Annotated in this window: 6 protein-coding genes, 1 pseudogene and 1 riboswitch; all 7 genes and pseudogenes read left to right on the top strand. The window is 40.2% G+C overall.

Going from position 1 to position 12649, the window contains the following annotated elements:
* Positions 1–244 precede the first annotated feature (244 nt).
* The 7 genes and pseudogenes from MKX47_RS17785 (at position 245) to MKX47_RS17755 (ending at position 12647) form a co-directional block, all read left to right on the top strand.
* Positions 245–1540 carry a globin-coupled sensor protein gene (locus MKX47_RS17785; RefSeq protein WP_340776859.1) on the top strand — a complete coding sequence of 432 codons (1296 nt, stop codon included), beginning with the start codon at positions 245–247 and terminating at the stop codon, positions 1538–1540.
* A 391-nt stretch (positions 1541–1931) separates the two neighbouring features.
* Positions 1932–3317, top strand: coding sequence for a protoporphyrinogen oxidase (gene hemG, locus MKX47_RS17780; RefSeq protein WP_340777874.1), 1386 nt, complete (start codon positions 1932–1934; stop codon positions 3315–3317).
* Between the two features lie 134 nt (positions 3318–3451).
* Positions 3452–3551: riboswitch (SAM riboswitch) on the top strand.
* Positions 3552–3654: 103 nt separating this feature from the next.
* Entirely contained in the window at positions 3655–5514 is a 1860-nt protein-coding gene (locus tag MKX47_RS17775) for a bifunctional homocysteine S-methyltransferase/methylenetetrahydrofolate reductase (RefSeq protein WP_340776858.1), read from the top strand.
* A complete protein-coding gene (metH, locus tag MKX47_RS17770; protein WP_340776855.1) occupies positions 5492–8923 on the top strand; it encodes a methionine synthase in 3432 nt (1143 codons plus the stop codon). The genes MKX47_RS17775 and metH overlap by 23 nt, the downstream gene beginning before the upstream one ends.
* A 130-nt stretch (positions 8924–9053) precedes the next feature.
* A complete protein-coding gene (locus MKX47_RS17765) occupies positions 9054–9566 on the top strand; it encodes a GNAT family N-acetyltransferase (RefSeq protein ID WP_340776853.1) in 513 nt (170 codons plus the stop codon).
* 346 nt (positions 9567–9912) lie between these two features.
* Positions 9913–11457: pseudogene (locus MKX47_RS17760) on the top strand (spore germination protein).
* Entirely contained in the window at positions 11454–12647 is a 1194-nt protein-coding gene (locus MKX47_RS17755; RefSeq protein ID WP_340776851.1) for a Ger(x)C family spore germination protein, read from the top strand. The pseudogene MKX47_RS17760 and the gene MKX47_RS17755 overlap by 4 nt, the downstream one beginning before the upstream one ends.
* The last annotated feature ends 2 nt before the right edge of the window (positions 12648–12649 follow it).

Here is a 12649-nt window from a genome sequence, read left to right as displayed (position 1 = left end):
ATGTTTTTGTTCATTATCTAGTGCGAAAGCATAAAATATTAAGGAAATGATAAGATAGTATTTCAAAAAATTAACGGTTTCATTATAATGTAATGATTAAATGGAGAAAATTTTATAGCATTCAGTGAATGATAGAGATGAATTATAGATGTAAGAGCAAAGAGGTTAGCTATTGTTTTGGGGGGGAGAAATCATCAAAACGATAGCTAACTCTTTGTTATAAAAGGAAAAGGCGAGGTCGCGGATGTTTTTTAAGAGGGAAAAATACGAAGCACAAGCAGTAGATTTGGGACAAGTACAAGTGAAGTTAGAGGTTGAAGAAAATTCAGAAATAAAAAAGCAACTGCAAATGTTAAATTTAACAGTAGAAGATTTAAAATACTTAAAGATTTTTAAACCGCATGTAGATGAAAATATCGACTCGATTGTCGATACATTTTACAAAAATTTAGGTATGGAACAGAGCTTAGTGACAATTATTAATGATCATAGCTCAGTGGAACGCTTGAAAGTAACATTAAAGCGTCATATTAGTGAAATGTTTGATGGTGTCATCGACTCGGAATATTTCGAAAAACGGAAAAAAATTGCTCGTGTGCATGTTCATATCGGGCTGAAAACGAAATGGTATATCGGTGCGTTTCAAAGTATACTCACAGATTTTATAAGCCTTGTACAACGGCATATTAAACAGGATAGCCAGCGCTACCATACGATCGCAGCGATGTCAAAAATACTAAATTTTGAGCAACAGGTTGTTCTTGAGGAATATGAGCTTGTGATTGATGTTTTGAAGGAGAAATTAGGGCAAGAAAAGCGGGAAGTGAGCAATGCGATTATCGGATCCTCAGCGAACTTAGCCGCAATTTCAGAGCAAACAAATGCGTCCTTCCATCAATTGACTAGCCAATCAGAAGTGATGGTTGCATATGTAAAAAAAGCGATAAACTATTCTGAAATGACAACTGAGCAGGCGCATCAAGGAAAGACTCAAATTCAGCAGCAAGCCGTTAGTATGAAGGCAATTCAACATTCAGTGGAAATCATTTCCGAGGAAATGGACAAGATGGCAGAAATCTCAAAAGAAATGGAATCTACCATGAGCATCGTATCAGATGTTGCCAACCAAACGAATTTATTAGCATTAAATGCGGCGATTGAAGCGGCACGTGCTGGAGAAGCTGGGAAAGGCTTTGCAGTAGTATCAGGAGAGGTACGCAAGCTTTCAGAGCAAACGAAGGAATCTGCAACGAATGTGGCAGCGTTACTGCGTAATACACATATTCGCACAACCAAGCTTCAAGAATCACTAAAAGAAATTAAAGCAGCGGTCAGTAATGGCGAAGAAAGTATGCATGATACAGAAATACAGTTTAATGCCATTGTAGAATCTGTGCAGGCAGCAAAGGCGCAAAACCATTTAGTAGAACAAGAATCGGAGCAAATTGGCGAGGTTATTTTAGAACTAGGCAGTGCGTTTGATGAAGTAACTTACGCAGCCGATGCATTAGCCAATGTTTCGCAGTCCTTAAAAGATTAATCATTAGCGCATGTTAAAGGAATCATTTAGCATGCGCTTTTGCTTTTGTTAAGGAAAATATAGATATTCGCATTGTGTATAACATTTTCGTAAGGATTTACTTTACGTCTAGGCTAAAGCGCCAACTCCTCGGTCATTTCGAACCCTCCTGCAAAAGTGGTGGAGCGTTTACTTTTGCGTCGGGCCCTACAATGCCTGAGGTTCACACGATGTGAGTCATTGGGAGCATGCCACATGGACTTGGCGTTTTGCTCACTCGGAGTTGGAAGGGCGCTTTAGCACTTTTGTTCTTTATATACAAATTTGTAATATCCGTCAGTCCAATTTTTCGTTGGAAAAGCTTATACTTAACACAAGAGGAAGAGTGCGAATGTATAGGAGCGATTAAATGATGAAAACAATAGTAGTGGTAGGCGGCGGAATTACAGGCTTAACAACGATGCATTATTTGAGTAAACTAATGGTCGAACAAAATGTTGAAGCACGATTAGTAGTAGTTGAAAGAAATAACTATTTAGGAGGAAAAATTCATTCAGAACATGAAGGTGGCTTCATTATGGAAACGGGTGCGGATTCCATCGTGGCGCGTCATCCGGGAGTGCTAGAGCTCGTAAAGGAATTAGAATTTGAACAAGAGCTTGTGTACAACGAGACGGGTATTTCATACATTCATACGAATAACGAGCTGCATGCGATTCCAGCGGGCTCGACATTTGGCATTCCGATGAGTGTGGAGTCTTTAATGGCAAGTACGTTAATTTCAGAAGAGGGCAAGCAAAGAGCGCTAGAAGATTTGCAGCTTCCGAATAAAAATTTCACAAAAGAAAGCTCCATTGGCCAATTTTTAGAGTACTTTTTAGGAGAAGAAATTGTACGCAAGCAAATTGCCCCAGTATTAGCAGGTGTCTATTCGGGCGATTTATATCAGCTTAGCTTGAATTCAACATTGCCGTATTTAGTCGATTATAAAAATGAGTATGGTTCGATTATAAAAGGCTTTGAAGCAAATCGGGAGCAATTTGATAAAGCGGCCAATAAAAAATTTATTTCCTTTAAAACCGGTTTATCTGCGTTGATTGATCGCTTAGAGCAAACGCTGACAACCGTAGAGTTCAAGAAGAATACAGCAATACAAGCCGTTCATAAGCGCGGTGAAAAATATGATGTCGTGCTGGATCATGAAACAATTGCAGCGGATGTTGTTGTTCTTGCAACACCTAACCAAACAGTTCGAGCGGTTTTACAAGATCCGGTCATCGATGAGCAACTTGAAAAATTCACCAATGCTTCTGCATTAACGATGTATGTGGGCTTTGATGTGGCAGATAGCGTCCTGCCAGCAGATGGTACCGGCTTTATCGTCTCACACCATTCCGATTTAGTGTGCAATGCTTCTACATGGACAAGCCGTAAATGGAAGCATACATCTGCAGAAGGCAATTTACTTGTCCGTCTTTTCTATAAGAACATTAACCCACGCTACGAGCAATTAGCGGCGATGACGGATGAAGAGCTGACACAAGTGGCACTGGAAGACATCAAGTTAAGTCTTGGGATTGAAGCAGAGCCGACAGTTGTGAAGGTGACTAAATGGATCGACAAAATGCCACGCTATGATTTGGCACATAATGAAGCATTAGGTGTTGTTGTAAGGGAGTTAGCACAGCGCTATCCGAATGTGTTACTAGCTGGCTGTTCATATTTTGGTGTAGGTATTGGGGCATGTATCCAAAATGGTAAAAAAACAGCCGATCAAATCTTATCGAAAATCATCTAATAATTAGAACAACAGCCAATTCGTCAAGATGAAGCGCTTCCAATGTTTGAAGTTTCACTTTATTTGCATAAAGGGTTGACGAGCGTGTGCGATAACGGTATGATTCACTTAATTATTTGAAAAATTCATAAAATTTCTTATCAAGAGAAGTAGAGGGAACTGGCCCGATGAAGCTTCAGCAACCAACAATATGTCAGGTGCTAAATCCAGTTGGCGCATGCCAGAAGATGAGAAGGAAACTAAATTCTTTAAGATAGAAGCCTTCTTTTTATATGAAAAGAAGGCTTTTTCGTATAGCTAATAAACTGAAAATACTGTGAATGATGGAGTGATGGCGATGGGTTTATTACAAGATTTAAAGACGAAGGTATTAACGGCGGATGGGGCAATTGGGACATTATTATATTCATATGGACTGGATTATTGTCATGAGGAAATGAATATTGCCCGTCCTGAAATTATTGAAAAAATTCATGGGGAATACATTGCCGCTGGTGCAGACATTATTCAGACGAATACATATGGTGCCAATGCCATTAAACTAGCTCGCTATGGCTATGAGGGACGTGTGCAGGAATTTAACGAAGCGGCATTAGCGATTGCCAAGCGCGCGGCAGCACCAGGTGGACAATATGTGCTTGCGACAATTGGCGGGATTCGTGGCATTCGCAAAAGCGACGCAACATTAGAAGAAATTTTAGCCGCTTTTCAAGAACAGGTTGAAGTGTTATTAGCGGGTGAACCAGACGGCTTTTTATTAGAAACCTACTATGATTTTGAAGAGTTATCACATAGTGTTCATTTGCTACGTTCTTTAACGGATTTACCGATTATTGCCCAGGTAACGATGCAAGAGGCGGGGATCTTGAAAAATGGTATGTCGTTAAATGAAGCATTGCATGACCTTGAAAGATTGGGTGCAGACATCGTTGGTAGTAACTGTCGCCTTGGCCCTTTCCATACGATTCAAGCATTTGAACGTGTAAATTTACCGGAAAAGGCTTATCTTTCGGCTTATCCCAATGCCTCACTATTAGATGTGGAGGACGGGCGCATTGTCTATGAATCCGAAACCGATTATTTTGCGCGTGCCGCAGTAGAGTTAGTCAATCAAGGGGTACGTTTAATCGGAGGCTGCTGTGGGACAACACCAAAGCATATTGCGGCTGCTAAAAAGCGCTTAGCACAGCTGGCGCCATTAGAGGAAAAGAAGAAAATGCCAGGATGGACAGAATTTGTACGTGTTGCAGAACCGCGAAAATTCGAGCCGCTGCACGAAAAAGTAAAGCGTGAGCGTTCCGTAATTGTGGAGCTAGACACACCACGTCATTTAGAAATTGATGGCTTTGTCGAAGGCGCAAAACAATTAGCAGATGCGGGTGCAGATGTTGTCATGATGGCTGATAATTCCTTGGCTTCTCCACGCATTAGTAATATTGCAATGGCGGCTATCTTAAAGGAACAGGGCATTCGTTCATTACCGCATTTAACTTGTCGTGACCGTAATTTAATTGGTCTACAGTCGCACTTAATGGGGCTGGACGCACTTGAACTGCACGATATTCTCGTTGTAACAGGTGACCCGACAAAGGTAGGCGATTTCCCAGGAGCAACAAGCGTGTATGATGTGTCATCAATGGAGCTAATTTCACTTATTAAACAATTAAATAAAGGGATGTCATTTACCGGGAAAACTTTACGTAAACAGTCGAACTTCTCTGTAGCGGCAGCATTTAACCCCAATGTCCGTGTATTAGATCGAGCGGTACAGCGCTTAGAGAAGAAAATTGAGCACGGTGCGGATTATTTCATCTCACAGCCGGTTTACACAAAAGAAAAAATCATCGAAATCTACGAGGCAACAAAGCATTTAGAAACACCGATTTATATTGGGATTATGCCACTTACCTCGTCTCGTAGTGCCGAGTTTTTACATCATGAGGTGCCAGGAATTAAACTATCAGACGATGTACTCGCACGTATGGCAGCATGTGGCGATGATAAAGAAGCTGCAACGAAAGAGGGCTTAGCAATCGCAGAAGAGCTACTTGATACAGCCTGTCAGTATTTCAATGGAATTTATTTAATTACACCGTTTTTACGCTACGATATGACGCTGCATTTAATGGATTACGTCAAACAGTACGACGCGAAACGCAAAGGAGAAAAAACAAATGTCGAAACATCCAATTCATGAGCAATTACAAAAAAGAATATTAATCATCGATGGTGCCATGGGGACGATGCTACAGGCTGAAAATTTAACATACGAAGATTTCGGTGGCGAGGATTTAGATGGCTGTAACGAAAACCTAGTCATCACACGTCCTGATGTGTTAGGGAAAATTCATCGTGCGTATTTAGAAGCTGGTGCAGATATTATTTGTACGAATACATTTGGTGCGACACCGCTTGTATTGAATGAATATGACTTAGGGCATAAGGCTGTTGAAATTAATACACGAGCTGTAGAACTAGCAGTAGAGGCAGCACGTGAGTATTCAACACCAGAATGGCCTCGTTTTGTTGCAGGTGCGATTGGCCCAACAACAAAAACCTTATCCGTAACAGGTGGTATTACATTTGAAGAATTAGAAGAAAACTTTTATATACAGGCCAAAACATTAATTGAGGCCGGCTCGGATTTATTACTACTTGAAACATCACAAGATATGCTAAATGTAAAGGCTGGTACAATTGCCATTCATCGTGCATTTACTGAATTAGGGAAAGAGCTTCCCGTGATGATTTCCGGAACAATTGAGCCGATGGGAACAACATTAGCTGGTCAATCCATTGAAGCATTTTACATTTCAATCGAGCATATTAAGCCATTATCGGTTGGATTAAACTGTGCGACAGGCCCAGAATTTATGACGGATCATATTCGTTCATTAGCAGAGCTTTCAAATGGCTATATTAGTTGTTATCCGAATGCGGGGCTTCCTGATGAAGAAGGCTGCTATCATGAAACGCCGGATTCATTATCGAAAAAGCTACAAGGTTTTGCTGAAAAAGGCTGGTTAAATATTGTAGGGGGCTGCTGTGGGACAACACCAGCGCATATTGCTGCCATTCGAGAGGCTGTAGCAAGTTATGCACCGCGCAAGCCAAAAGAAACAACACATGGTCATGTCGTTTCAGGAATTGAGCCATTGCAATACGATGAATCGATGCGTCCATTGTTTATTGGAGAGCGTACAAACGTAATTGGTTCACGTAAATTTAAAAACTTGATTATTGATGGAAAATTTGAGGAAGCAGCCGAAATTGCCCGTGCGCAAGTGAAAAACGGTGCACATGTTATTGATATTTGCTTAGCTAATCCTGACCGCGATGAAGTTGAGGATATGAAAAACTTCATGCAGGAAGTAGTGAAGAAGGTCAAAGTGCCACTTGTCATTGACTCAACGGACGAGAAGGTAATGGAAGAGGCATTGAAGTTTTCACAAGGGAAGGCCATCATTAACTCAATCAACCTAGAAGATGGCGAAGAACGCTTTGATGCAGTGATGCCACTTGTCAAAAAATATGGTGCAGCGCTTGTTGTGGGAACAATCGATGAAGTTGGGATGGCTGTAACACGCGAGAAAAAATTGGAAGTGGCACAGCGTTCATTTAAACTATTAACGGAAAAATGGGGCATGTCACCAGAGGATATTATTTTCGACCCATTAATGTTCCCAGTTGGTACAGGGGATGAACAATATATTGGAGCGGCGGAAGAAACAATTGAGGGCATTCGCTTAATTAAAGAAAACTTACCAGGCTGCTTAACGGTGCTTGGTGTAAGTAATGTATCATTCGGCTTACCACCAGTTGGGCGTGAAGTGTTAAATGCGGTGTATTTATATCACTGTACACAAGCGGGCTTAGATTATGCGATTGTCAATACGGAAAAATTAGAGCGTTATGCATCGATTCCAGAGGAGGAAATTAAATTAGCAAATGATTTAATTTTCAATACGAATGATGAAACACTTGCCGTATTTACCGACTTTTATCGTGATAAAAAGAAAGATGCGGTTGTGAAGGAATTACCAGCAACAGTAGAGGAACGACTTGCGTACTATATTTTAGAAGGTACAAAAGAAGGGCTAATTGAAGATTTAGATGCGGCGCGTCAAATTTTTGATACGCCTTTAGATATTATTAATGGACCTTTAATGGAGGGGATGGCGGAAGTTGGTCGTTTATTTAACGCCAATCAATTAATTGTAGCCGAAGTACTTCAAAGTGCGGGTGTCATGAAAGCGGCTGTTGCGCATTTAGAGCAGTTCATGGAAAAAGGCGATACATCTGCAAGTAAAGGAACGATGGTGCTTGCAACCGTTAAGGGGGATGTACATGACATCGGTAAAAACTTAGTCGATATTATTTTAAGTAATAACGGCTACCGTGTTGTGGATTTGGGAATTAAAGTAACACCAGCACAGCTAATTGAAGCTATCCGCAAAGAAAAACCGGACTTTGTTGGGTTATCTGGTTTACTTGTAAAATCAGCTCAGCAAATGGTCATTACCGCGCAAGACTTTAAGGAAGCGGGTATTGATGTGCCGATTTTAGTGGGTGGCGCTGCATTATCACGTCGCTTTACAGAAACAAAAATTGCCGAGCAATATGATGGACCGGTTATTTATTCGAAAGATGCGATGCAAGGCTTAGAGCAGGCCAATCGTTTAATGAACGAAGACGAGCGAGAAAGTTTAATAGCGGAATTAAGTGCATCGCGTGAACAACGATTAGAAGCGGATGCAAAACGCGCGGCACGTCCCGCAGTAGTGGTTGCGGAAAAGCCTGTGCGTACAGTTGGTGATGCGAATGTATTTGTACCAAAAGATTTAGTACCACATATTAAACGTGATTATTCCGTTGCACACTTACAGCCCTATGTGAATTTGCGTACATTGATCGGTCATCACTTAGGTCTAAAAGGGAATTTAGAGCAGTTATTGGCTGATCAAGACGAACGCGCGATTTTGTTAAATGACTTAGTAAATGGTTATTTAAATAGTGGGGAATTAAGTGCTTCAGGTATGTATCAATTTTACCCAGCGCAATCAGATGGTGATGATGTTGTTGTATACAGCCCGGAAGATGCGAAGACAGAAATTCAGCGCTTCACATTCCCGCGTCAGCAAACGGCACCATTCCTATGCTTAGCCGATTATTTAAAGCCGGTTGCAAGCGGAGAAATGGATTATATCGCACTCATGGTTGTGACAGCGGGTAAAGGTGTAAGTAAAAAAGCGAATGAATTAAAAAAAGCGGGTAAGTTTTTAGAAAGCCATGCTCTACAAGCAACGGCACTGGAACTTGCAGAAGGCTTTGCGGAACGTATTCACCAAGAAATCCGCGATCAGTGGGGCTTCCCAGATGCAACGGACTTCACGATGCGCGACCGTTTTGCAGCGAAGTATCAAGGGCAGCGCTTCAGCTTCGGCTATCCTGCATGTCCGAATTTAGAAGACCAAGAAAAATTATTTGCTGTATTAAAGCCAGAGCAAATAGGTGTACAATTAACTGAAGGCTTTATGATGGAACCAGAAGCAAGTGTGTCGGCAATTGTGTTTGCCCATCCAGATGCACGATACTTTAATGTATAACTACTTTTACGTAAGTGTTCAAACACTACTGTAAATTAAGCCCGATGCAATGACGCAGGGTGCAGGTGAGTAATGAGCCGTCCTATTTTCAAATAGGGCGGTTTTCTAAATTCAAGGGGAGGGTTTACCAATGATTCGAAGCGCAACCAAAGAAGATGTACCGACAATTTTAGAGATTTTTAACGATAATATTTTACATTCAACAGCCATTTATATGTATAAGGAGCAGACATTCGAACAACGCCTCGAGTGGTTTGAGCAAAAGCAAGCGAAAGGTGAGCCATTATTTGTATTTGAGGTGGATGGTGAAGTAGCAGGCTATGCAACATATGGTAGCTTCCGCGCTTATCCTGCGTATCAATATACAGTGGAGCATTCTGTCTATGTACACAAAAATCATTACAAAAAGGGCATTGCGACAAAATTAATGCATGTACTAATTAATCATGCAACGGTGCATGAAGTGAAAACGATGGTTGCCGGGATTGATAAAGAAAATGAAGCAAGCATTGTTATTCACGAAAAACTAGGCTTTACGTATAGTGGTACAATCCGAAATGCCGGCTATAAATTTAATCGCTGGCTAGATTTAGTGTTTTATCAGCTGGATTTACAAGGTCCGGAAAATCCACGAGAAAATTAATATACTTACTGTAAGCTCTTACAGGGGCGCAAATGATTAACAATATTACCTAAATAGCCATCACCCATAAGATTCTATGGGGCGATGGCTATTTGTGTTGCCAATGGAAAAATACGCCCATATTTTCAATGTTAAATTACGAAAAATCAAAGTATAAACAAGAAAAAGTAAGTAACACTAAATAATAGAATTTCGTGATGAACGATTAATTACAGATACGGTTAATCGAAAAATATAGTGAGAAAGAAAGTGAGGAAATATGTGGTTTTTTTAAAGTAAAAATAAAAAAACAGCAAATCCTCAACCTCCTAAAACGAGTCCTAAAGAGGAGCCTAATCAAAAAGCAATCATAAAATTAAAAGCGTCTCTTCAGCAAAATATAGAAACAATTAAAAATGCCCTTGGAAATAGCTCTGATATTATTACTCGTGAAATTCGAATTGGAAAGCAAGGAAATATCAAAGTAGCTATTTTATATACAGATGGCTTAACTGATACTGCTTCCTTACAAAAATTTATTTTAGAAACGCTTATGATAGACCTGAACGAAATAGATTTACAGGAAAAAGCATCTCCTGGGCAAAGTCTTGTTAGCATATTAAAAGATGTTGCGATGACAGTAGGAGAAATAAAAGAAATCACAAATCTTGAGATTATTTTAACAAGCCTATTATCAGGAGATACCATTTTTTTGATTGACGGATATGCTCAAGTATTAGTGATTTCGAATAGACATTGGGTCGAGCGTGGGGTAAGTGAACCGACGGCCCAAACAGTAGTAAGAGGACCGCAAGAAGGGTTTAACGAAAATGTGCGTGTGAATACAGCCCTCATTCGTAGAAGAATTAAGGATTCGAATCTTAGGATAGAGTCTAAGGAAATTGGAGTGCGTACGAAAACGAATGTTGCCATTGTTTATATTTAGGACATTGCCAATGACAAAATCGTAGAAGAAGTTCATTTGCGTTTAGATCGAATAAACATTGATGGGATTCTTGATAGTGGAAATATTGAGGAATTTATTCAAGAATCTGCGTATTCTCCGTTTCCAACCGTTTTTAATACAGAGCGTCCAGATGTAGTAGCGGCTGCATTACTAGAAGGACGCATAGCGATTGTCGTAGATGGGACTCCTTTTGTGTTACTCGTACCAGCTTTATTTATTCAGTTTTTCCAATCGCCTGAGGATTACAATCAACGTTCAATTATTGGAAGTCTTATTCGTTCCCTTCGCTTTGTGGCGTTTAGCATTTCTTTGCTTGCACCAGCAGTATTTATTGCAATTACAACCTTTCATCAATCCATGCTGCCGCCCTCGCTTCTCATGAGTCTAGCGGCACAGAGGGAGGGTGTTCCATTTCCTGCATTTGTTGAAGCGCTTATCATGGAAATCACCTTTGAAATTTTGCGGGAAGCCGGTATCCGCATGCCACGTTCTATAGGTTCAGCGATGTCAATTGTTGGGGCGTTTGTTATAGGTACAGCAGCAGTGGAGGCAGGATTAATCTCAGCTATGATGGTTATTGTTGTATCGATAACAGCCATAACGAGTTTTGTTCCACCTTCTTATGAGATGGCGATTTCAGTGAGGATGATACGCTTTGTATTCATGGCTTTAGCCGCTGTATTTGGGATGTTTGGAATTGTAGTAGGTTTAATTGTCTTTATTTTGCACTTATGTAGTTTACGTTCTTTTGGTATTCCTTATATGGCTCCAATCGCTCCATTCAATGTCACTAGCCAAAAGGATACGCTTATTGTTTCACCTATATGGAAAATGACGAATCGACCTCGTCTAATTGGGCAAAAAAATCCAGTGAAGCAACAGGAGGAAGCTTTAGTTAAACCAGCACCACCAGAAAATGAAAAGGATGAGGGGAATATGAAATGAAAAGGTATGTGTTTGGTCTCCTGTTTTTCAGCTTATTTCTTTCGGGGTGTTGGGATCGGCGAGAATTAGATCAACTCGCCATAGCAGTTGCAGTGGGTATCGATAAAGCAGATGATGAATACCAAGTATCTGCTCAAGTAGTCGTACCTTCAGAAATGTCGGTAAAGGGAGGCACAGGAGGTTCGCAAGTGACCCTTTATACTGTGAAAGGTGAAACGGTTTATGAAGCATTTCGAAAAATGACTAAGGAATCGCCAAGAAAAATTTACCCTAGTCATTTACGAATGCTTATATTTGGTGAAGAAATTGCACAAGAGGGAATAAGTGAAGCTTTGGACGTATTTTCTAGGGATTATGAAATTCGACCAGATTTCTATGTCGCCATTGCGAAAGAAACTTCCGCAGCTGAAATACTAAATATAACAACAACAGTCGAAAGTATTCCAGCTAATGATATGTTTAAAAGTCTGAGTGTGTCAGAGCAAGCTTGGGCAGGTACAAAGAGTATTAATTTAGATGAGGTTATAGCAGATTTTATAAGCGATGGGAAGGAAGCTGCAATTACGGGGATTGAATTGATAGGTGAACCTAACATAGGAGCAAGTAAGCAAAATGTAGAAACGATTAAACCTGCTGCAATATTACGCTATGATAATTTGGCCGTGTTTAAAGGGGATAAATTGATAGGTTGGCTAAATGAAGGAGAAGCGGTTACGTATAATTACATTTCAAATACCGTAAAAACAACGGTAAGAACGGTACCTTGCCCTGCAGCTGATGATGGAAAAGTGACAATAGAAATAATGAAGTCCAAAGCTAAGATTAAAGGGAATGTAAGCAACGGAAAACCTAAAATTGATATCCATGTTAAATTGGATGGCAATGTAGGGTCGGTATCATGCAAAATCCAGCTAAAAGATTTGAAAACAATTGCTGAGCTTGAAAAAAGTTTTGAAGAACAAGGAGAAAAAATAGGGGAAGAGGCAATAGAATCGATTCAAAAACAATATCAAGCTGACATCTTTGGATTTGGTGAAGTCATCCACCGATCAAACCCGAAAGCATGGAAACAGTTGAAAGAAAATTGGGATGAGGAATTTTCTAACTTAACGGTGAATCTGAAAGTAGACTTGGAAATTCATCGGACAGGTACAATCAATAATACTTTCTTAGAAAAGGTGAAAGAATAAAG

Origin of the sequence: Solibacillus sp. FSL R7-0668, from assembly GCF_038006205.1 — a bacterium.
In the GTDB taxonomy this organism is placed as follows: domain Bacteria; phylum Bacillota; class Bacilli; order Bacillales_A; family Planococcaceae; genus Solibacillus.
This window is presented reverse-complemented; position numbering and strand designations above follow the sequence as displayed.

Bases quoted from the DNA above. Each gene is read 5' to 3' on its own strand.
- MKX47_RS17755 (WP_340776851.1), top strand. From the start codon at position 11,454: ATGAAAAGGTATGTGTTTGGTCTCCTGTTTTTCAGCTTATTTCTTTCG.
- hemG (WP_340777874.1), top strand. From the start codon at position 1,932: ATGAAAACAATAGTAGTGGTAGGCGGCGGAATTACAGGCTTAACAACG.
- MKX47_RS17785 (WP_340776859.1), top strand. From the start codon at position 245: ATGTTTTTTAAGAGGGAAAAATACGAAGCACAAGCAGTAGATTTGGGA.
- metH (WP_340776855.1), top strand. From the start codon at position 5,492: ATGTCGAAACATCCAATTCATGAGCAATTACAAAAAAGAATATTAATC.
- MKX47_RS17775 (WP_340776858.1), top strand. From the start codon at position 3,655: ATGGGTTTATTACAAGATTTAAAGACGAAGGTATTAACGGCGGATGGG.
- MKX47_RS17765 (WP_340776853.1), top strand. From the start codon at position 9,054: ATGATTCGAAGCGCAACCAAAGAAGATGTACCGACAATTTTAGAGATT.